We start from the raw sequence: 22415 nt of genomic DNA on the forward strand, positions 1-22415 counted from the left end.
CTGATAGTGGAAGAAATGGAGAGTGGCTTATGTGGTAAATATGGAAAAACTTTGTTTTAACTGTTTTCATGAAAAGGATAATGAGGGGGTATGCCCATGGTGTGGATATAATAATATTGCCAATACAGTAAAGTTTCCCATGTCTATTAGAGAAGGGAGTGTTCTTAACGGTCAGTATATTGTAGGGCGAGTGCTGGGACAGGGAGGTTTTGGAATTACTTATCTTGCGCTGGATTACCAGCTGGAGCTTAAGGTAGCTATTAAGGAATATCTGCCTGACGGTATGGCAGTGCGACTTCCTGGAACAACGCTTGTTTCTGTTTATGAGGGGGAGGGAAAACAGGAAAATTTTAATTATGGAGCCGACCGTTTTCTGGACGAAGCCAGGGTTCTTGCAAAATTTATCGGACACAAAAACATTGTAAGCGTAAAAAGTTATTTTAGGGAAAATAATACAGCTTACTTTGTTATGGATTATATCGAAGGAATTAATTTTAAGAACTATATAAAAAACCAGGGAGGGAAAATCTCTTATGATGATGCCCTTAGAATTCTTCTTCCCGTTATGGAAGCTCTGGCTGATGTTCATAAAGAAGGAGTTATTCACCGGGATGTTACTCCTGATAACATATATATTTCAAAAAATAATGAAATCAAACTTTTGGATTTTGGATCTGCCCGATATAGCCTTGGCGATAAAAGCAGATGTTTGGATGTGATCTTAAAAGCCGGATATGCGCCGAAGGAACAGTATATTAGAAAAGGAAAGCAAGGACCTTTTACGGATATCTATTCTCTGGCAGTTTGTTTTTATGCAAGTATTACCGGATATCTTCCGCCGGAAGCCTTGGAGCGTATTGAGAATGACGAAATCATACCCATAGCTACAAGAGGTATTCATATACCTTATTATATGGAAAATGCCATTATGAAGGGATTGGAAGTAAATGCGCAGGACCGGTTCCAATCCATGGAGGAATTCAAAGCGGCTTTAATGACTGAACCAGGGTCAATTCCGAATTCTGACCCAATTCCTAATCAAATAACATTATCCAATACTGAATCAATTCCCAATCTGGTACCAGAACTTAATCGGATATCAGGTCCCCTCACGATATCTGCACCGGTATCAGAGGCTGTGGCGGAGCCGGTTATATCAGAATGGAAGAAAGCACCCGGATCATATTGGGAGTCTGTATCAAAAAATTTCTATTTGACAACAGGCATGACAACACAGGAGAAGGAGACTTCTACAGAAAATATACACGAATCTGTTACCTGTCATGGAAAGGATTCCGTTTCTTCCGGAAGATTTAGTGTAAAGGAAGAGATTAAGAACACCATTACGGAAGACAGTGCTGTAAAAAAAGAGCATGAGAAAACAGCTGTGAAAACTTCAAAGAGTATTTTAAAGGATAAGAGAGTTTTGGCTCTAATGTCCCTAGCAAGTATTCTGCTGTTATTTATTATGGCAGGGGGGATTTATCTCATATATGGCAGCCACAATAGCAAAAACATAAATTCTGGCATTTCTGTTATGGGAGGTGCTAATGTTGTTGTACAGGATACGCCAAAGCCCACAAACACTGTGGGGCCCAGAGAAGCGGTTTCCGATTTGCCTACGGATAGCGGGAAAGCTCAGCTGATATCGGTTACAGTAGTAATTGGTCCCGACCTTAAGGATTTTAGCGGTACATTTCCAAAGCTGTCCGGTATTGAAAAGGTTTCTGTTAGTCTGGAACAGGCGGATAAAGAGGATGATTTTATAGAGTTGACAGAAAAAAACTGCCAGTCAAAAGTAAAAAGCATCAGTTTCGGATATTTTGACCAGACGGATTTGGATCAGGTAAAAACGGAGGGAGCAACTGTTAAAGCTTCTGAGCTTTTAGAAAATACCTATTATGTGATTGTTGGAGTAGAGGAAAGCATCGCATCCAAGATTATTTCAAGCTTTAAGCCAACGGAAGAAACCGCTGCAAAAGCTGTTAAAGAGGCCGCTGCCAAAGCTGCTAAGAAAGAAGCTGCTTCAAAGAAAGCCGCTGCCAAAGAAGCCGCTGCGAAAGAAGCTGCTGTAAAAGAGGCTGCTGCAAAGAAAGCCGCTGCCAAAGAAGCTGCTGCCAAAGAAGCTGCCGCGAAAGAGGCTGCTGCAAAGAAAGCTGCTGCAAAGAAAGCTGCTGACAAGGCTGCTGCTACAAAAAAAGCTGCCGAAGCCGAAGCGGGTAAATGCAAGTATTGCCATGGGACAGGAAGAATAAACTGCACCTGGTGTGACGGAACCGGAGAATGTATCACTCCCCACTGGAGCAATGATGGAAAGGAATATATTCTTGCCGGAAATCCATGTCCTAAGACCATCACATGTCCGGCATGCAAAGGGACTGGAAAGAAAACCAAATAAAGCTGAAAAGAGGAGGTTCACTATGTCAGTCGTTGAATGTGGAAGAGGACATTTATATGACAACAATATTTATACCACATGTCCTTATTGTAACAGCAGTAATCAGACTGTTAATTTCGGAGGAGTTTCCGTGGGATGGGAAAATAAGACTATGCCTGTCTCTGACGGATACGGCCCCCAACAAAACCAGTACAATTCCATATCGGTCATACCGGAGTTAAACGGGGGAATTTCTGTATTAAATGAAGGAAAGACACTGCCCCCCAGGGACTATGTGAAAGAAAGAAAAGTAGACGATGACAATAAAACCATAGGCATTATGAAAGAAAAGCTGGGTATTGATCCTGTGGTAGGCTGGCTGGTCTGCATCGAAGGTAAGGATGTGGGAAAAGATTATAAAATCAGGGGTCAGATTAATACTATTGGCAGGAGTGAGAAAATGGATATTTGTATTAAAAATGACAACACCATTTCTTATGAAAACCACGCCAGACTTAGTTACAGTGAACGACACCACAGATTTAATTTAATACCTGCGGAAGGCAGGAATGTCATCTACCTAAACGATGAAGAAATCTTTACACCAACACTTCTTAATACCTATGATGTTATTGATTTTGGAGAAACCAAATTGATGTTTATACCCTTTTGCAGTGAAAGGTTTGACTGGAATTCAAAAAAAGCAGGTGATAACGGTAATGTTTCTGTTTAAAAAAAGACCCGGAAGCAGAAAGGTAATAGATGGGGGCAGAACGATAAAGCTGAAGAATGAGAGCGATTCTTTGTCCTACCGTATTGGAAATCTTCAGAGGGTAGGCTCACGCAGCAGCCAGGAGGATTCCTTTGCATTAGTAAATGCCTTGGATGTAAATGAAATAGCTCAAAATGGCTTTTTTGCTATTGTTGCCGATGGGATGGGTGGAATGAGGGAGGGGAAACTGGTAAGTGAAGCAGCTGTTGAAGATTTCGTTCAGGCTTTTCACAGTATGGATAAAAACGGTAATATCCCGGAACAGATGGCAGATAATGTCCGGCTGGTGAACAAGGCTCTTTACCGGCAGTTTGATGGTGACGGAGGAACAACAGCCGTATGCATTCTGTTGTATCAGGGTAAGGCATTTTGGACCAGTGTTGGAGACAGTTCTATCTATTTAAGACGTGATGGAGGCTTATACAGGTTGAACCAGGCTCATACTTACCAGAATGAACTATTTCTGAAAGAGATATATAAGGATACCATTGATAAAAAAGCCATAGAGAATAATCCGGACGGAGTTAGGCTCAGTGAATTTTTAGGGAACAGCAGGCTTGATGCTATTGATTATAACCGGAAGCCATTGAATCTAAGAAATCAGGATGTAATCCTTTTGTGCTCGGACGGTATTAGCAGCTATCTGGATGAAGCTGTGATAAACAATGCTCTGGTCCATCCTCCTGAAAAAGCCTGCGAACTGCTGCAGTCAGCCCTGGAAGTCCAGTCTCATAGAAATCAGGATAACTATACCGCTTTGATTATATCATGTTTAAAATAGACAAACGATCGAAGGAACAGGAAGAAAGGGGTATTTATGAAAAAGAAAATTAAAACGTTCATCACAACGCTGATAATTACTCTTCTTTTTACTACAGGGATTGGATCCGCATATGCCAGCAGTTTCAGTCAGTCTACATTGGATGGTGTGGTATATATCATTACAGCAATACCCAATTATGTGGAAGAGAACAAAGTGTTTTATGCTGCCGGAACCGGCTTCTTTGTTGGGAAAACAGGGGAGAATCCCCAATATATTCTTACAAATTGCCATGTGATTGAGGACTTTCTGGTAAGCGGGGGTGGGGCAGGACCCGGTAAGCTGGAAATTGCCTATGACAAGGATACCTATGAAGAAGCTTATGTTGTTACTTATAACAAGGAAAAAGATATCGCTGTCTTAAAACTATCAAAGCCTACGAAAAACAGAAGTGCACTAAAACTAAAAACTGTGGATGAAACTGCTGTAGGAACTCCTGTATTTGCAGTGGGATATCCCTACACGTCCGATGGTACTATTAATGCGGTAAATTATTATGGTAAAAATGATGCAACGGTAACAGCGGGAACCATAAGCAGAATGATATTGGAATCCGGTACCGGCACTCAGCTGCTGCAGATGGATGTAAATATTAACAGCGGGAATTCTGGAGGACCTCTTGTTGATCCCAAAGGGGATGTTCTTGGTATTGACAGCTACGGCTCCAGCCTGGACGATGATATGAATTATGCAGTCAGCATCGAAGAAGCCATTCCTTTACTAAAAAACAACAATATACCCTATGAAATAGCAAAAGACTTTAATTTCAATAAATTATTAATTCCTGTTATTGCGGCAGTAATCATCCTGTTTGGTATTATTATTTTAATCATAGCCTTAAGCCGAGGGAAGAAGAAAAAAATGTACCAGCCGGCTCCAAACATACCTGTTTTAGGCCAGCAGGTGTTTGAAACAAATCAGCAGGTACCAGTAAGACAACCGGCAGTGGCAATCCTTCGTTTAATGTCGAGCCAGCATTTAGGAAAGTCGGTTACTGTCACTTCCCAGCCTGTCTACATTGGCAGGGATCCTTCTGTATGCCGTATTGTTTACAAGGAAGGAACACCGGGTGTAAGTTCAAAGCACTGCCAGATTTATTATGACGACAGAAATCAGGTTTTTATCCTGACGGACTTAAAATCTACTTATGGAACTTTTCTTGCCGGTGGAAAGAAACTGGACCCCAATGTTCCCTATCCTTTAAAAGTCAAGGATTCTTTTTATCTTGGTGAGAAGGATAATCTTATTTATGTAGATATGGAATAGACTAACTTTTAATGAAGTATCAGCAGATAGGAGGTGTTTATGAAATTAAGAGTTTTTACCTATACGAATATAGGGGGACAGATAGTAAATGAGGACTGTCTCGATTATTATGAAGATGACGATAAAAGTATATTTGTACTGGCAGATGGTTTGGGAAGCCATGGTGACGGAGAGCTTGCCTCCGGTTTTCTTGTCCGGTCTATCCTTGAAGATTTGAAAAAACTCCCGGAAATTGGGGTAGCAGAGCTAAAGGATGTCTTTTATCACGCCAATAAAGAACTTCACTTAAAGCGCAGAGAATTGGAAACCCAGGGAATGTTAACGACAGCAGTGGCGCTGGCGGTTTGCCAGGACCGGGCGGTTTGGGGCCATCTGGGAGATTCCAGACTGTATTACCTTACCGATAATGAAATCGCCATGATAACAAGCGACCATTCCGTAACTTATAAAAAGTACCTTGCCGGAGAAATCAACTACCGAGATATCAATACGGATGAAGACAGGTCCAGTCTTTTGGGAGCTTTCGGGAACATAGAGAGATATCAACCGGAATTTCTTGAAACACCTCAGATTCTAAAAGAAGGAGATGCATTTTTACTATGTTCTGATGGCTTTTGGGAATTTGTATATAACGAAGAGATATTAATTGATTATCTAAAGGCCTCCTCTCCTAAGGAATGGGCAGATTATATGCTTCTGCGGCATATCAAGAGGACTAAGCCTTCAAACGACAATTACTCTCTTATAACGGTTTTTACAGAGTAAAACAAATTGGTATACGGAGGAAGATACCCAGATGAAAAAAGTGTTACTGATAATATGTATATTGCTTTCGGTGAACCTGTTTATCCATCCTGTTCGGGCAGATCAAGCAGAATTCGGTACCGACGTGCGAATTGTCCAGGCATTTGGACAGGATTCTGAACTCTATGCCTATGTCAATATTCCAAAGGAAAAAGAGAATAATTCTTTGACTGTGGATGCTTTATTAGACAATACGAAGACCTTTAAGCAGTCAGAGCCTATGGTTAAGACGATAAAAGGTACCATGCCGGTATCCTATCTGTTTATGATAGATATTTCTACGTCCATGCCAGGTTTTAAGAATAATATAAATACCTTTGTTCAAAGATTTGTGTCCCAGTCAGGAAAGAATTGTTCTTTTGCCTTGGGGTCTTTTGGGGATAAATTTGAACTTCTGTGTGACTTTACACACAAAAAAAATAAGCTTGAAGATGCCTTGAATACTCTGCAATATGATGTGAAACAGACGAGTTTATACACTTCCTTATCCAATGCTATTGATTATTTGGATATGCGAGAGCGTACAGAGGGTGAATTATACAATATTATTTTAATTTCCGACGGTATTGAGGCGGATAAAAATGGGATTACACAGGGTGAGGTAGTAGAAAAAATAAAATCTTCAGCAGTTCTTGTCCATACCTTTGGATTACCTACAAAAAGTACTGATGATAGTGATAAAAAGGAATCGGTGGAGGCTCTTAAAATACTGGGAGCATTTGCAAGAACGTCTATGGGTATTCACACAGTTTTAAACTATGACAATAAGATGGAAGCTGAATTAGCAAATGAAATAATAACATATGTAAATAATCTTTATGAGGTAAGGTTCGATATCAAAGATTATGAAGCAAAGAAAGAAGGAAGTCTATTAAGGCTGATATTTGCTGCACCCGGCAGTGATGGTACCATATTTGATGCCAGAAAGACTATTCAGATTAGAAAAACGGGTAAGGAAGGCTCCCAGGATGTAACAGTAAGTACAGCGCCGGTGGCTGGGAACAGTGATTCCAAAGAAGGGAATGACGGATTGGCTAAAGGGAGGACCAGTGTTATTAAGGGGGAGGCGGGAACTAAGGTCTGTCTGATTCATAAATATCTGAGCTCCTTTTTAGTCGGTTTTCTGGTTATCATCATTATTATAGGAGTCGCAATGTTATTGAGAAAAAGAAGGCGTTCCATTTTAAAAGAAAAAGGAGTAAAAAGAAGAAGTTTAAAGGAGACCCAAGCATCTGGAGTATATATGAAGGCAGAATTTATTGCCGGGCCGGGCCGGCTGGAATCCGATGAATTTTATCTCCAAGGCGAGCTTTATATTGGAAGGGATAAAAATTGTACCATAAGAATAAAAAATAAAGATGTATCCAAGAAGAATTCAAGAATATATTTTAAGGATAATGTAGTATATATTGAAGATTTGAATTCTACCAACGGAACCCTAATTAACAATATGAAGATATTTTCAGCCAATAAGCTTCGAAGTGGGGATGTAATAACAATTGGTTCGATAAGTTTTAATTTGAAGTTTTAGTATTGGGAAAAAGGAGAAAAAGTATGAAAAAGCTAGTAAAAGTAAGTATAGGAATCCTATTATCTTTTGTATTAGCTCTGCCATTACCTCTGACTGTACCATTTCAGGGCGTGGGAGTAGCTCCGATTACTGCTATAGCAGCCACGATACCGGCGGTTAAGGAAAGCAATGTTACCCTGTATGTGGGGTATAAGATTTATCAAATCGAGTTAAAAAACCTTTATGACGATGCTTCCCTGGATTTTAAGTCCGGTAATAGCAAGGTAGCAAGGGTAAGTAATACAGGAATTATCACACCGGTGAAAAAAGGGAATACGACAGTTACGGTGACCATAAGGAAAGGGGGAAATAAATACACTTCCAAAATTAAGGTAACCGTAGATAACCCTAATATTGAATTGACCTCAAAAACTAGTTCTCTTAATATAGGAGAGACCTTTACTTATAAGGCAAAGGCTAATGGAGCCATTGGAAGCGTGGAATGGAGTGTATCGGACAACTCTATTGCATCTATAAACAGCAAAAATGGCAAGTTAACGGCAAAAAAGGCGGGAGAAGTGGAGGTTGTTGCTACGGCGGGAAATATATCTGTATCCTACCCGGTGAAGATCAACAGAGGGATGTTTACGACGGATACAAAGGATATTGTATGTTCCGACCAGAAAATCATTTATATTACCACCCATGGTATGGACGACGATGATAGCATTATTTTTAATATCAAAAATAAAGATATTCTCAGCTGCAAATGGGGGAAATTCGATGGAGATGTGATTGCTCTGGTAATCAACCCGAATAAGGTAGGCAGTACTACCATAACTATTAAATCAAAGAATACGGATGAACAGCTTATATTAAATGTTAAGGTTGTAAAAGATACCAATGGTCGGACTTCCGATGCTAAGGAACTGTCTGCTAAAGAAATCTATGCAAAATGTGCGCCTGCTACGGTGGAGCTTCAGATTACAACTTATGACGGTGAAGCAATCGGTTCTGGCTTCTTTATCCGCAGCGGTATTCTGGTAACAAATTATCATGTTATCGAGGGAGCTAATAAGATTCAGGTGGAGACCTATGACGGTAAGCTGTATGATGCACAGTATATTCTTGGTTACGATAAAGATTATGATATTGCAATCTTAAGCATTGATGCGGCTACGGAATATCTTACCTTGAACAAGGGAGACATCTCTGTAGGTGAAACGGTATATGCCCTTGGAAGCCCCAGAGGCTTGACGGGCTCATTATCCCAGGGCATTGTATCCTCTGCTTCCCGGGTATATAACAATGTAGAATATATTCAAACAACGGCTCCAATATCTGCAGGAAACAGCGGTGGCCCTCTTATCAATGCATATGGGGAGGTCATTGGTATCAATGATTTCATCCTATTAGACAGCCAGAATCTGAATTTTGCTTTGAATGTATTCCAAATTTCCAAGGTAAATTTAGATACGACCATAAAAGCTGAAGATTTTTATGCATCAAATAAAACGGCAGAGCCCGCTCGTGTAAACGAGGATAGCTCCAAAAGCAGTTCGACCTACACAGCCCAGCTGATAGCCGGTAATACAATAGTTTCCGGAAGTTTGTTACAATCAAATATTGTTGATGCATATCATATTAACCTAACCCAGGAAGGAGAGATCGTGGCCGTATGCCAACCAACTGATAAAGAAAATTTTAATGAACTAAACTTTGTGATAACAGATCTAAGCGGTAACAAAGTAGCGGATTCGACGGCTGCTACCAGTGACGGATCCCAATATCTTGGACTTAGCAGTACTTTACCGGCAGGAGATTATTACATTTTAGTGTATTCGGACAGTAATTACCTGAACAACCAGTTGGATTATATGTTTTATGTGACCTATTAAACCTAATAAAACACTAGCAGATAAACAGCTTCAATAGAAAGTTCAAGTGAATTGGAATACTCAAAGTATGGCCGGAGGAACTCGGTCATACCTTGAGTATCAGATGAATTAATAAATTCACAAAGTTTAAATATTGACAATAGTTTGATATCAAACTATAATGAAATTATGAATGCAAATGACATCATATCCTTAATTTCAAAGATTAGAGAAAAAGTAAATAAACGTCTGATAGCAGAGATGGAAAGTCACGGGATAGAAGGAATCGTAACATCCCATGGAGATATTTTATTTGCCTTAAATCATAGAAGCAGAATGACCATGGCTGAGATTGCTTCTGTGATAGGCAAGGATAAGTCGACGGTTACTGCCCTGGTAGAAAAGCTGGTAAAACTAGGTTATGTGATAAAGGAAAGGGATACCGAAGATACCAGGATAATTTATGTCACTTTAACACAAAGAGGTGATGAACTTAAGCCTGTATTTAAACAGATATCGGAAGAACTGCTGGACATTTTTTATGCCGGTATATCAGAGGAGGAGAAGGAAGTATTATTCTGTCTTTTAAGCAGGATTTATGGTAATTTGTAATTTTATTTACCCATATAGTTTGATGTCAAACTAAAAGGAAATATCTTTCCATGGAATCAGAAAAAGCTTTTGGGGCTTGCTCTATAGCTTTTGGAGTAAGCAATGGTATTTCTATTGATAACAGTTTGATAACCTATCCCAGTCTGGTTATCAGAACAAGCAATAATAAAGAAGAAGAGAACAGGTTAAGAGCGGAAGCGGAATATTTTCACGCAGAATACATGGGGATAAAGGATGCAACCCATACCGGTTTATTAATCGGGGAAAGGTATCCGGAAGTAGTAGCAAGTATGCTTCGATGGCTTGAAAGATTCTAAATCAAACTTTTTTATTTCATTCCGCGTCTTCCTGTGGTATAAATAATAGTGAGTATTAAAAAAGTTATTTTGGGAGCCCTATATGAAGAATCTAAAACGATATACTATAGCCTTGAAACTGTTAATTATTCTAATGATTATCAATACAATTATAGGCGGAAATTTTGTATTTACCGTATGTACTTATATATTTATCTGCCTGTTAATGTTTATGCGGACTTTAATGGTTCCAACGGAAAGCAGAATCAAATTATGCCTGATTCCGGTATACTTTGCAATTATGGCATTACAGATAACCTATATCTCTCTGATAACCTTTCAATCCGGACAGACTGAAATTCATAGGATAATCGGCAGAATGTTCGGAGCTGCCGTTATATGGTTTCCTTTCATGGTAGAAAGGTTTGTGACCATTAATAAATATGCGGACCTTTATCTGCCTTCTGCCCAGGAGGTAGCAAGTATCAGTTTCACTGATATCAAGGCTGGGAGAGATAAGATTATCAGTGCAATGGAGAAGATTGATAAAGCTGGTAAGGCATTTTCTGTTGAGAATTTATTATGTATTAAGGACGAGCTGTACCGGCACAATTCCTTTGAATATATTAATAAAGGAGTTTTGACAGATGAATACTTTCAGGAAGCCGGTAAATGGCTGGATGATGAAAATATCTATATTATCCTGTCTAATACCGGAAGTCCTGCCAGTGAAATTATCTCAACTTTTACGGGAAAACAATACAATCATGCCTCCCTGTCCTTTGACCCGGAGTTAAAAACAGTAATCAGTTATAATGGAGGCGAGAGAGTTTATCCGCCCGGACTAAATTATGAAATGTTGGATTTTTTCAATAAAAAAGAAGATGCTTCGATTCTGGTGTACAAGCTTTCCTGTACCAGAGAACAGAAAAGAAAGATTTATGATAAAGTACAGGAGATTAACAGGGATGGGAGTGCTTATAATCTTATGGGGCTTGTCTTAAAGTATTCCCATAAACCCAATATCATGTTCTGCTCTCAGTTTGTCCATAAGATGCTAACCTTTGCAGGTATTGCCTACATTGATAAAAGGGACGGAGAAGTAAAGCCCACAGATTTGATTGAAATGGATTATTACCGGAAGCTGCAATTTATGTATGAAATGAAATTAAACGAAAAATAGTGAAGGAATGTTGAAGGAAAGAAAGGTGTGTCATGAGTAATAATAAGGTTGATTTATATGAACAGTTTTCGAGGTTGGAATGGTTGGTAAGAAGATGCCAGCTGCATAATTTAAGAGAATTCGGGCCTATGGTCAATCCACATAAAGGGCAGGGCAGAATACTGGCTCTTTTAAAACTTAAGCCGGAAATTAGCCAAAAGGAATTATCCACCATTTTGGATATCCGCTCTCAATCTTTAGGTGAGTTACTGGCGAAGTTAGAGCGGAGCGGTTATATCACCCGCACCCCCTCAGAGGAAGACCGCCGGGTTATGGATATCCGCTTAACAGAAGCTGGGAAAGAAGCTGCTAACCAGAGTGGTCAGGATTCCGAGAAGGATATGATCTTTGGATGCTTAAAGGAAGAGGAACAGGCAGTCCTTGCGGACCTTTTTGAGCGCATCATTCTTGATTTGGAAGAGAAATTCGGAGAAGAGGATTTTGGCTTTCACAGAAGAGACTTTCATGGAGGCTTCCCTTTTGACAGAAATGGCTCTCCTCATGGTTTTGACAAAAGTCATTTTGCCCAGATGTTTGGCGGAATGGAGGCAGATAGAGAGGATTTAAGAAAGGGACGAAGAAATACAAGGGATACAAAAAAGGAATAACAAGTACACTTACAAATCATAAATAGCAAAAGAAGCAGCTGGATATTCCATCTGTTTCTTTTTTTAGTATTTAAAAAAATATTATATATCTATTGACAATATAGAAAGGTACCTTTATAATACGAATAGAAAGGTACCTTATCAAAATAGTAAATCAAAAGGAGATATTAATATGGAAAATAATAAAAAGAATTTAGAAGAATTAATGTATGATACCAATATGATGGTTCAAAGAATAAGAGCCGGCAGAGGGATAAGAGTTGGTATTAAGGGAGGAAAACTGGACCAGGTACTAATAAGCCTTCAGGAAAACCAAAGTATAAACAGCAAAGACCTTTCCGAAGCACTTGGGATAACCCTTAAGGGTATGAACAGGCTGCTTGACAGGCTGGAAGAAGCAGAACTGGTTACATTAGAGACAGTGAAAGAAGATAAGACACTGCTTACAGTTCAGCTTACCGAAACCGGCAAGAAAGCTGCAAGAAAAGCAGAACAAAGAAAGGCAGAAATGGATAAGGTCTTTGACTGCTTGACGGAAGAAGAGAAAAATAACCTTCAAAGTATTCTTAATCATCTGGCAGAGAATCTGGAAAAGGAATTGAGACAGGAGGATGATGTTGAGGAATTATGGGGAAGAGAAGCACTCTTTGGAGCCTTCCGGTTCGGTGATAATACAGAGTATCATGGTGACTTTCATGGCAGCAGAAAACATCACAGCAGAGAAGGTTATCTAAGAACAGAAATGTTCTGTAACAGGGGCGAATTTTTTAATAGAGGGGGATTTCAACCGGAGTGCAGTTTTTCTCATGATCTGAATAAGCATCATAACTGGAGGAAAGGCAATTAGTATGAATAATATAATTGAAGTAAGAAGGTTTTCAAAAAGCTATGGGGATTTTAAAGCAGTAGATGATATTTCTTTTGACGTCAAAGCAGGTGAGATATTTGCCTTCCTTGGTCCTAACGGAGCAGGCAAGAGCACTACAATTAATACTTTATGCACCATTCTTGATAAGACCAACGGAATTATGATGATAAACGGACATGATGTGGCGAAAGAAAAAGAAAAGGTCAGAAAGGACATTGGGATAGTCTTCCAGGATTCCACCTTGGATGCAAGGCTTACCGTTGAGGAGAATCTCAGATTCCACTGTCATTTCTACAAGGTTCCAAAGAATCAGATTGAGGAGCGAATTAACTTTGTATTGGAGCTGGTGGAATTAAGTGATTGGAAAAAAGTTAAGGTGGCAGGACTCTCCGGTGGTATGAAAAGAAGGGTGGAAATTGCCAGAGGACTTGTGCATTACCCCAAAGTACTGTTTCTGGATGAGCCGACTACCGGACTTGATCCTCAGACCAGAGCAAATGTATGGGAATATATAAGAAGACTGCAAAAACAGAAAAACATTACGATATTTCTGACCACACATTATATGGATGAAGCAGAAATATGCTCCAATGTTGCTATTATGGATCATGGTAAAATTATTGCTTATGATACCCCGGAGAATTTAAAGAAGCAATATACCAATATCATACTGCAGATTGACTGCAAAATACCGGAAGAGATAGAAGATTATTTGAATGGTGAGAAGATTGCACATGAAATAGACAACCGCCATATCATCATTAACACCGCCCAGCCGTCAAAAGCCTTGGATTTGTTAACTCGATTTAAAGATAATATTGTTGACTTTGAAGTGAAAAAGGGTACGTTAAATGAGGTATTTCTTGCTATTACGGGAAAGGAGATCAGAGCATAATGAATGTAGTAGGTGCTATTTTACAAAAAAATCTTTTGAATTTTATTAGGGATAAGGGCAGGCTGCTCGGAAGCATCATAATGGCTCTGTTTTTCCTGTTTATTTTCTCCTTTGTGATGAAATCTTCCATGAGCGGTTTAGAGCAACCGATGAATTATCTGATATCGGGAGTAATAATTATGACAGTTTTTCAGACCAGTCTAAACAACTCCACAGATATCCTATCGGATATTGCCAGTGGATATATGAAAGAGGTATTGGTATCACCTATTTCCCGGGCACAAATATCTATAGGACACATTTTATCCGGTTCTATCATTGCTGTTTTACAGGGACTTTTGATTACTGTTTTAAGTCTTTTTATGGGCTTTCATCTGGATATCCTTCATTTACTCCAAATGATTGCTGTAATGGCAGCAGCAGGCTTGACCTTTGGTTCCATAGGGTTATTCCTTGCCACAATATCCCGGAATTCATCTTCTTTTCAGATTGTAAGTACCATGATAATGATGCCGTTTACATTTCTCTCAGGAGCTTATATCCCAACAACTATTATGCCCAAATTCCTGGCTCCGTTAGTTTATATCAATCCACTGACGTATTTGACCGCAATCTTTCGTTTTATATCTTTAAAAATGGAAGGTGTATCACAGTCTGAGTTAATCAAACAAGGAGTAGCTTATGATATCCACGGATTTGTAATTACTCCAATAATTGGATTACTTATTATTATATTGATGGGAGTAATATTCTTCCTGTTATGTGTTGATAAATTCAATAAAGCGGACTTTTCCAACGTAAAAGTAGCTGCTGGCCCCAGACGGTAATTATAAAAAATCATTGGAAATTCATATGTAAATATCAAAGGGATATGGACTTAACAATGCAGTTATACAAAAGGAAAAACCTTTCACTTTTATAAAAGCGGTATCTGAAATCAGATAACCGCTTTTTTTATTTTGACAGGATTTAGAATGTTATTGTTTTAGGTGCATCGGTAAAGGAGCTGATAGTTGCGGTGGCATCCTTTATGTAGAATACAGCCATGATACCATCATCGGCGGAATACATTCTGGTTAAGGAAGGATTTTCTTCCAGCATTTTCTCACGAGCAGGCAAACGATCATCATGAACAGCTGTACCGGAAAGACGAATCCAGCTGCCATCAAGCATTGCGGAAATTTCAATTTTAGGATTTGCTATGAGTTGTTTGAAGACCTCCTTTGTATTATTCGTTGTAAAATAAAGTTTGCCTTCAAAATCAGCTGTTGCACCAAAAGGTCTTACACGGGGTTGCTCTCCCTCGTTGGTTGCAAGGTAAAAAGTCTGGCTCTTTTTTAAAAAATCGTATACTTCCTTCATGAAATAATTTGCTCCTTTCATAATACCATGTTATAATCGATTAACAGTATTATTATATATACTGTAATTAAAATCACAAGTACGATATTTAATGATACCGGTATACAAAATGATACCGGAATATAAAATGATACCTGTATGAAAGAGGAGAACCATGAAAAAAGAATTATTCGGGATTTGCCCATATGTAACTTCACAAAAGATACTAACGGGGAAATGGTCCATATACATATTGTACCTGTTAAGTAGGGGACCGGTTAGATTCAACGAATTGCAGCGAAGACTTCCGGAGGAGATGACTCATGCAACCCTCTCCAGACAGCTAAAGCAGTTAGAAGAGGAAGGACTGATAATACGACATGAGTATGAGCAGATACCACCAAAAGTAGAGTACAGCTTAAGTGAAATCGGTGAGAAATTTGAGACTGTTCTTGATGCTCTTGAGAACTGGGGAAATGATTACATTCAGTGGCTACAAAAGACAAAGAGCAATGAGTAAATTCTTCGTTAACAGCAGGTTAATTTCTGAAACCCTCTACAATTAGGTAAGAAAAATTAGTGAAAGTGCTAAAATAGGTAATAAAAGTCCAATATTAAGAACTGTGAAGACAAAAATATACCGAAAAGGTTTGGCGTTCTTCGTGCGCACATAAAATTTAAAGGAAATCAGGCTGGCAAGAGAGGCAATCAAGGTCCCAAGACCGCCGATATTTGTTCCAATTAAAAGAGCACGGCAATTGTCAGTGAACCCAGACAGCAAAACTGCTGCAGGAACATTGCTGATTACCTGGCTTAACAGGACGCCTGAAAGAAGTTCCCGCCCCTTTATGAAGGTGGTCAATGCTTTATGAATAGCTTCTATCTTCTCGGCATTACCGACAAAGAGGAAGAAACTAACAAAGGTAAGAAGCAAGCCATAATCGGCATGGAGAAGTAATTTGCGGTCAGTCTTAAAAATCAGGAGAACAACTAATAGTACCATAAGCCGATAATCAATCAAATAGAATACGGATAAAAGACATAGGATAAACAATAACAGGTACAAAAACAGCTTCTTTCTATCCAAGAGAGATACCAAAGGTTGAGGCTCCATGGAAACTTGCTGTTTTTTGCATAGCAAAGAGGCAGCTGATAAGAAGATAATCCCCATAATAGAAACCGGAAGGGTAATAGAAAAAAACTCAACAGGGTTGATGTGAAAGCGAGAATAGAGATAGAGGTTTTGTGGATTGCCAACCGGTGTAAGCATACTGCCAAGATTAGCGGCAGCAGTTTCTAAGACCACAGTGAAGATAAGTCTCTCCATTAATCCGGATGCGGTAAACAAAATAATGGTAAAGGGCACAAAAGTAATTAGTGCTACATCATTTGTAATAAACATAGAGGAAAAAAAACATAGGAGAGTAAGTACCAAACACAGTGTTCTGGCATTTTTAAAACGTGGTATGACAGCAAAAGCCAGTGCATCAAAAAGGCCTATGCTTTTTAGACCTGAAATGGCGAGCATTAGGCTGAAAAGAAGAGAAAGGGTTCGAAAGTCTATGTATTCGATGTAATCTTTATTTGGGGGAACAAAAAACATGGAGAGCAATGCTGCTAAAGCAGCTATTACTAAAACCGCTTCGGATTTTAAGAAATGCTTTAGTCTAGTAAGGTTTAATTTTGTCATATTAAGTTCGTCTTTCTATTATAGTTTCTTATATCTATCGCAGCAGAAGTTTAATCACTTAGGATAGGTTATTTCTAACTGCACAGACGTTATTATACCTCGTATTAATATCAGGGACAAGCAAAGATTAAAAATTTTTATGCAGGCTCTCATGTGATGTAATCACAGAGAATAATTTCTGATTCTGTATAATGGATTACAATATTGTAAGGGTAGTTTTAGATTACTGCTGCTTAAATACAGAACTAAAATACAGGAGGTATAAATGGTTGGAATTGCATTAACTAGTCACATAAGTTATGTCTTGGTGTTTATGGAAGGATTATTATCCTTCTTCTCTCCCTGTGTAATACCTCTACTGCCGGTTTATATGGGATATCTTGCAGGAAGTGCAAAGACTGAGCATGATGGTGTAATTGTATATGAAAGAAGAAGGGTGTTTCTTAATACTGCCTTTTTTGTTCTTGGAATATCCTTCGCATTTTTACTGCTTGGGACTTCCTTCACCTTACTAGGAAAGCTGTTAGGAGAACATCGATATCTCCTTATAAGAATCAGTGGCATCCTTATAATCCTATTAGGATTGATACAGTTGGATTTTATCCAGTTTTCTTTTTTGCAAAGAGAAAGAAAACTAAACTATGAAGTAACCGATAAAAGCGTAAACCCTCTAGTTGCCTTAGTTCTTGGCTTTACTTTCAGTTTTGCCTGGACACCTTGCATCGGTCCTGCTTTATCCTCTGTGCTTATTTTGGTATCAGGAGCTAAGAATACAGTTCTTGGTTTTCTATTGATACTCCTTTATGCCTTAGGCTTTTTAATTCCCTTTTTACTGTTGGGGTTATTTACATCACAGTTACTTAATTTCTTAAAGAGAAAGAGAAATTTAGTTAAATACACAATTAAAGCAGGCGGTATATTACTTATAATCATTGGCTTTATGACTTTTACAGGTTATATGAATGGGATATCCAGCTATCTGAACAAAGCCCAGGCAGTGAAGGAGAATAATATATCCGGTGAAAATACAGAAGATAGTGCTTCGGATAAGGGAAATAATGATAATATTGCAGGCAGCGACAATAAAGGAGAGAGTATTGAAGAGAGTACTGAAGAAGACAATAACGGAACAGAGGAGTATGAAAAGACGAACTTCACATTGACTGATCAAAATGGGAAAGAGCATACTCTCTCTGATTATAAAGGGCAGGTTGTCTTTCTGAACTTTTATGCAACTTGGTGTCCGCCTTGTAAGAAGGAACTCCCGGATATAGAAAAACTTTACAAAGAATTTGGTTCTAATGAAAAAGAGGTTGTATTCTTGGGGATAACAAATCCTAAGAGCAAGGATTATCCCAATAATTCCGATGAAGATGAGGATTATATTAAAACATTTTTAGCGGATAACCAATATAGCTTTCCAACCCTTTTCGATACTACCGGTGATATTCTCCAAAAGTATGGTATATCGGCATTTCCTACCACTTTTGTATTTGATAAAAACGGTAAATTATTAGGATATGTGCCTGGTATGATGACAGAAGATATCATGAGGAATGTAATTAATCAGGCCTTGGAATCAGGCGAATAATTGCAGAATAGGTCTATAGCAGTTCAAAGGAATTCTTATGAAAGGTAAGGATTCCTTCATCTCTTAATTTGCCTAGTTCGCTGGACATAGCACTTCGGTCAATACAGAGGTAATCTGCAAGCTCCTGGCGATTATAAGGGATAGTGAAGGCTTTACTCTTCTGTTCTAAAGCCTGTGCGGATAGATAAGATAGGAGCTTATCCCTTGTACTGCGGCAGGAGAGGTGGTCAATCTTTTGCATTAACATAACATTCTTCCCGGCTAATATCCGAACCATATTATTGATTAAGATTGTGTGAAATACGAAGGGAGAGGTCTCAATATTAATGATATTCTTACAATCAATAAAGAGAATCTCTGCATTCTCTGCGGCTACCACACTTATGGAAAGTTTTTCACCGACTGTAAAGGCAAAGGACTCTGCAAACATATCGGAAGCAGACATTCTGGAAATAATAGTACGATTACCCCAGTAGTCTTCTTTGATAATTATTACGCTTCCGGATAGTACAATACCAATCTCAGACATAATACTGCCGGACATATAAATATAATTGTCTTTTTTATACTCAACTACTCTTGCTGCCAGACAGGAAAGCATGGTATCAAATTCTTCCTGTTTGATTCCCGTGAAAAGCGGACATTCGGATAAGATATTATCTCTGTTAAGCATGAGTCATCTCCTTTGTGTTGTAAAAACAACGGATATATTTCTTTTATCATAGTATAAGAAGGAACAAAAAGTCAAGATGAGAAATCAGACTACCTATGCGCAAATGATTGATTTATTTACGAATATAAGGTAAATTATTCTTTGTATATTAATAAACTGCCAGAAAATGAGGAAAATATATGGAGATAATAAATCCGGTCATAAAATTTGCTGATATATTTCATAATCTTTCCGATGATATAATATCCTTTCAGGAACTTGATATAAAAAATACGGATGAGATACACAGTTATACATCCGATGTAGATGTTTCAAGGTATATCGGCTGGAGGTTGATGTTGCATAGGGAAGAAACTTATGAACATATCGAAACTATGTTAAAGCGAGAGGCAGCAGGTACTCATCTCTATGCATCCGTTGTGTTAAAGGAAACAGGTGCTGTTATCGGTACAGTGATGTTATTTGATTTTCATTTTGATACGTCAATTGCAGAGATAGGTTACGTCTTTCATAAAGATTATTGGGGTAAAGGCTATGGCACCAGAAGTGTGGCGCTGATATGTGAATTTGCTGAGCATAAGCTTAAGTTAAAAAGGCTTACTGCTAGTGTTGTAGATGAAAATATTTCTTCTGCCAGAATACTGATAAAAAATAGTTTTTTATTGGAAGAGAGAGTGAAAGGTGAATATCAGATAGATGGAAGGACATGTGACAAATTAGTTTTATGTAAAAGTTTATAAAACTGTGAGGGAAATCTCAAAACTTTTATACCATGATTCTTTCTGGATTAGCAAAATACTAAGAAGCTAAAGATTGACGTAAGTCTAGCTGGATGCTATACTTTAGTATACCCCTATGGGTATTGGAGGTGTAAAAAATGAAGCAATGTATGGATTCAGATAATCTGCATAGGCGCATAAATAAGATAATGGGTCAGATAAAAGCAATTGATAAAATGGTTGATGAGGATGTTCCCTGTGAAGACGTATTAATACAGATAAATGCCGCAAAAAGTGCTCTTCATAAAGTTGGACAAATTGTTTTGGAAGGACATTTAAATCATTGCGTGAAGGAAGGCATTGAACATGGTGATGCAGAAAAAACCATTGCTAATTTTTCGAAAGCGGTGGAACATTTTTCCAGAATGTCATAATGGCAGAAGAGTGGTCGTAAAAAGGCCACTTTTTTTGTGCTTTATTTTTGTTGACAGGATATACCCCTATGGGTATAATATCAATATACATATACCCCCTATGGGTATATTGAATGAAGACAGAAAAGGAGCGACAAAGTGTCAACATTATTAAAAGACTCAGAAAAACGAAAGTTTATCTCCCTGGTAATTTCCCTGCCTGCATTAATTATTGGTTTTTTTGACTTAGGAGGATTACCGGTAAATACTGCTTGGATAGCAATATTATTGTGTGGAATACCTATACTCAAAGAAGCTATCATAGGATTAATCACTGAATTTGATATAAAAGCAGATGTATTAGTTTCTATGGCACTTATTGCATCTGTTATAACCGGAGAAATATTTGCAGCAGGTGAAATAGCCTTTATTATGACAATAGGTTCTTATCTGGAAGAACGGACAGTGTCAAAAGCTAGAGCGGGAATTGAGAGCCTTGTACATATGACACCTACCATTGCCAGAGTACTAAGATCTGGTAAAGAATACATTGTACCTGTAGAGGAAGTAGTCAAAGGGGATATATTAAGAGTCCTTCCGGGAGAAACCATTACAGTGGATGGAACGATTATAAAAGGTGAGACATCAATAGATCAGTCCCCTATGACAGGAGAATTTCTTCCGATTGAGAAAAGGGAAGGTGATACAGTTGCATCCGGTACAATTAATCAATTTGGGTCTTTTGACATGAGAGCGGATAAAATCGGTGAGGATAGTTCCATACAACGTATGATAAAGCTGGTTGAATCGGCAGATGCCGGTAAAGCCAAGATTGTTGGACTTGCTGATCGTTTTGCTACCTGGGTGGTTGTAATTGCGCTTCTTTCTGCTGTTATTACCTGGATATATTCCCGAGAGATAATCCGTTCCGTTACAATTCTTGTTGTATTCTGTCCTTGTGCATTAGTTCTGGCCACTCCTACAGCTATTATGGCCGCAATTGGGAATGCATCAAAGCATGGTATTTTAGTAAGGGAAGGGGATGCGTTAGAGAGGCTTTCTAAGATCAAACGTGTTGCATTTGATAAAACAGGTACTATAACATATGGTAAACTGAAAGTGGCCGGTATAATAGGATTGGAGAGGATAACGGAAGAGGAATTGCTTCGTATGGCTGCTTCATTGGAGTACCGTTCGGAACATCCTTTAGGTAAGGCTGTCATAGAGCATTATAATAAGTATGGAAAAAAAGATATTTATGAGGTTACAGAATTTAAAATGTCCACCGGAAGAGGGGTAGAGGGATTATATGACGGGACTCTATGCTATGCCGGGAACGAAGTGTTCATGGCAGAGAAGGGAATTCGTCTTTCTAAAAGCTTAATAAGCAAGGTAAAAGAAGTAAAAGAAGGCGGCAGCACGGTAATCTATCTGGCAAAAGAGAAAATGGCCATAGGCTTCATTATACTAACTGACACCATGCGTCCGGAGATTGAAGCTGTTGTCGATAAAATTCACAATACCGGTATATCCACCACATTATTGACTGGTGATGGGGAAACAGCAGGGCTTTATATGGGCAGAAAAGCCGGAATCCGAGAAATACACACGGAATGCCTTCCGGAGAATAAACTTGCATTCATACAGAAATCCGAGGCAGCTAATGAAAATGTCTGTATGATTGGGGATGGCATCAATGACGCACCTGCTCTAAAATCAGCATATGTAGGAATTGCTATGGGCGGTATAGGCAGTGATATTGCAATTGAAGCAGCAGACATGGTACTTATCAGTGATGATATTAAAGAAATGCCTCATTTATTGACTTTGTCCAAGCAGATGATGAAAACAATCAATTTTAACCTGGCAGCTTCTATGATATTAAATTTCATAGCTATTGTGCTTGCTATAACCGGGGTATTGTCACCGGTGGTAGGAGCACTGGTACATAATATTGGCTCAGTAGCAGTAATAACTAATTCCTCTTTTCTTTTAAGATGGAGGAAAAAATAGAGGAAGCATAGAAATGGTATGATGTGAAAATTCCCATCATACCATTTT

22 protein-coding genes are annotated in these 22415 nt (G+C 38.6%); 19 read left to right on the forward strand and 3 right to left on the reverse strand.

Annotated features, from left to right (window positions below; translation table 11 throughout):
• Positions 1-40: 40 nt before the first annotated feature.
• The 14 genes from bsdcttw_RS11390 (at position 41) to bsdcttw_RS11455 (ending at position 14754) form a co-directional block, all read left to right on the forward strand.
• Positions 41-2398 carry a protein kinase domain-containing protein gene (locus tag bsdcttw_RS11390; RefSeq protein ID WP_225903866.1) on the forward strand — a complete coding sequence of 786 codons (2358 nt, stop codon included), beginning with the start codon at positions 41-43 and terminating at the stop codon, positions 2396-2398.
• 22 nt (positions 2399-2420) lie between these two features.
• The gene (locus bsdcttw_RS11395) at positions 2421-3110 is read left to right on the forward strand and encodes an FHA domain-containing protein (RefSeq protein ID WP_185259480.1); all 690 of its coding nucleotides are present in this window, start codon (positions 2421-2423) and stop codon (positions 3108-3110) included.
• Complete coding sequence (locus bsdcttw_RS11400; protein ID WP_185259481.1) at positions 3097-3930, forward strand: PP2C family protein-serine/threonine phosphatase; 834 nt, start codon at positions 3097-3099, stop codon at positions 3928-3930. The genes bsdcttw_RS11395 and bsdcttw_RS11400 overlap by 14 nt, the downstream gene beginning before the upstream one ends.
• Before the next feature lie 36 nt (positions 3931-3966).
• Entirely contained in the window at positions 3967-5235 is a 1269-nt protein-coding gene (locus tag bsdcttw_RS11405) for a trypsin-like peptidase domain-containing protein (protein WP_185259482.1), read from the forward strand.
• A 39-nt stretch (positions 5236-5274) separates the two neighbouring features.
• Positions 5275-6000, forward strand: coding sequence for a PP2C family protein-serine/threonine phosphatase (locus bsdcttw_RS11410; protein ID WP_185259483.1), 726 nt, complete (start codon positions 5275-5277; stop codon positions 5998-6000).
• Positions 6001-6031: 31 nt separating this feature from the next.
• Positions 6032-7570 (forward strand): FHA domain-containing protein, encoded by a 1539-nt coding sequence (locus tag bsdcttw_RS11415; protein ID WP_185259484.1) that lies wholly within the window; start codon positions 6032-6034, stop codon positions 7568-7570.
• A 23-nt stretch (positions 7571-7593) separates the two neighbouring features.
• Positions 7594-9447, forward strand: coding sequence for a trypsin-like peptidase domain-containing protein (locus tag bsdcttw_RS11420; RefSeq protein WP_185259485.1), 1854 nt, complete (start codon positions 7594-7596; stop codon positions 9445-9447).
• Between the two features lie 168 nt (positions 9448-9615).
• The gene (locus bsdcttw_RS11425; protein ID WP_185259486.1) at positions 9616-10038 is read left to right on the forward strand and encodes a MarR family winged helix-turn-helix transcriptional regulator; all 423 of its coding nucleotides are present in this window, start codon (positions 9616-9618) and stop codon (positions 10036-10038) included.
• A 50-nt stretch (positions 10039-10088) separates the two neighbouring features.
• Positions 10089-10355, forward strand: coding sequence for a hypothetical protein (locus bsdcttw_RS11430; protein ID WP_185259487.1), 267 nt, complete (start codon positions 10089-10091; stop codon positions 10353-10355).
• A gap of 82 nt (positions 10356-10437) precedes the next feature.
• Positions 10438-11517, forward strand: a complete 1080-nt coding sequence (locus bsdcttw_RS11435) for a hypothetical protein (RefSeq protein ID WP_185259488.1) — start codon at positions 10438-10440, stop codon at positions 11515-11517.
• 32 nt (positions 11518-11549) lie between these two features.
• Positions 11550-12164 carry a MarR family winged helix-turn-helix transcriptional regulator gene (locus bsdcttw_RS11440; protein WP_185259489.1) on the forward strand — a complete coding sequence of 205 codons (615 nt, stop codon included), beginning with the start codon at positions 11550-11552 and terminating at the stop codon, positions 12162-12164.
• Between the two features lie 172 nt (positions 12165-12336).
• On the forward strand, positions 12337-13011 hold the full coding sequence (locus bsdcttw_RS11445) for a MarR family winged helix-turn-helix transcriptional regulator (RefSeq protein ID WP_185259490.1): 675 nt from the start codon (positions 12337-12339) through the stop codon (positions 13009-13011).
• Between the two features lies 1 nt (position 13012).
• Positions 13013-13927, forward strand: a complete 915-nt coding sequence (locus bsdcttw_RS11450; protein WP_185259491.1) for an ABC transporter ATP-binding protein — start codon at positions 13013-13015, stop codon at positions 13925-13927.
• Positions 13927-14754: an ABC transporter permease gene (locus tag bsdcttw_RS11455; protein WP_185259492.1), complete on the forward strand. Its 828-nt coding sequence runs from the start codon at positions 13927-13929 to the stop codon at positions 14752-14754. The genes bsdcttw_RS11450 and bsdcttw_RS11455 overlap by 1 nt, the downstream gene beginning before the upstream one ends.
• A gap of 142 nt (positions 14755-14896) precedes the next feature.
• On the opposite strand, the gene bsdcttw_RS11460 is transcribed toward bsdcttw_RS11455, so the two are convergent.
• Positions 14897-15289, reverse strand: coding sequence for a pyridoxamine 5'-phosphate oxidase family protein (locus bsdcttw_RS11460; RefSeq protein WP_185259493.1), 393 nt, complete (start codon positions 15287-15289; stop codon positions 14897-14899).
• A gap of 154 nt (positions 15290-15443) precedes the next feature.
• Here bsdcttw_RS11460 and bsdcttw_RS11465 point away from each other — a divergent pair, with 154 nt between their 5' ends.
• Positions 15444-15788, forward strand: coding sequence for a winged helix-turn-helix transcriptional regulator (locus bsdcttw_RS11465; RefSeq protein ID WP_185259494.1), 345 nt, complete (start codon positions 15444-15446; stop codon positions 15786-15788).
• A 42-nt stretch (positions 15789-15830) separates the two neighbouring features.
• Here the strand turns inward: bsdcttw_RS11465 and bsdcttw_RS11470 are convergent, their stop codons facing one another.
• The gene (locus bsdcttw_RS11470; protein WP_185259495.1) at positions 15831-16958 is read right to left on the reverse strand and encodes an SLC13 family permease; all 1128 of its coding nucleotides are present in this window, start codon (positions 16956-16958) and stop codon (positions 15831-15833) included.
• Positions 16959-17223: 265 nt separating this feature from the next.
• Here bsdcttw_RS11470 and bsdcttw_RS11475 point away from each other — a divergent pair, with 265 nt between their 5' ends.
• Entirely contained in the window at positions 17224-18549 is a 1326-nt protein-coding gene (locus bsdcttw_RS11475; protein ID WP_185259496.1) for a cytochrome c biogenesis protein/redoxin, read from the forward strand.
• 13 nt (positions 18550-18562) lie between these two features.
• Here bsdcttw_RS11475 and bsdcttw_RS11480 read toward each other — a convergent pair whose 3' ends face one another.
• A complete protein-coding gene (locus tag bsdcttw_RS11480) occupies positions 18563-19222 on the reverse strand; it encodes a Crp/Fnr family transcriptional regulator (protein WP_185259497.1) in 660 nt (219 codons plus the stop codon).
• 179 nt (positions 19223-19401) lie between these two features.
• On the opposite strand from bsdcttw_RS11480, the gene bsdcttw_RS11485 reads away from it, so the two are divergent.
• From bsdcttw_RS11485 to bsdcttw_RS11495, 3 genes are all read left to right on the forward strand, one after another.
• A complete protein-coding gene (locus tag bsdcttw_RS11485; protein WP_185259498.1) occupies positions 19402-19962 on the forward strand; it encodes a GNAT family N-acetyltransferase in 561 nt (186 codons plus the stop codon).
• 137 nt (positions 19963-20099) lie between these two features.
• Positions 20100-20375, forward strand: coding sequence for a metal-sensing transcriptional repressor (locus bsdcttw_RS11490; protein ID WP_185259499.1), 276 nt, complete (start codon positions 20100-20102; stop codon positions 20373-20375).
• Between the two features lie 138 nt (positions 20376-20513).
• Positions 20514-22367 (forward strand): heavy metal translocating P-type ATPase, encoded by a 1854-nt coding sequence (locus bsdcttw_RS11495; protein ID WP_185259500.1) that lies wholly within the window; start codon positions 20514-20516, stop codon positions 22365-22367.
• Positions 22368-22415 lie beyond the last annotated feature (48 nt).

Source organism: Anaerocolumna chitinilytica (assembly GCF_014218355.1).
GTDB classification, from domain to species: domain Bacteria; phylum Bacillota; class Clostridia; order Lachnospirales; family Lachnospiraceae; genus Anaerocolumna; species Anaerocolumna chitinilytica.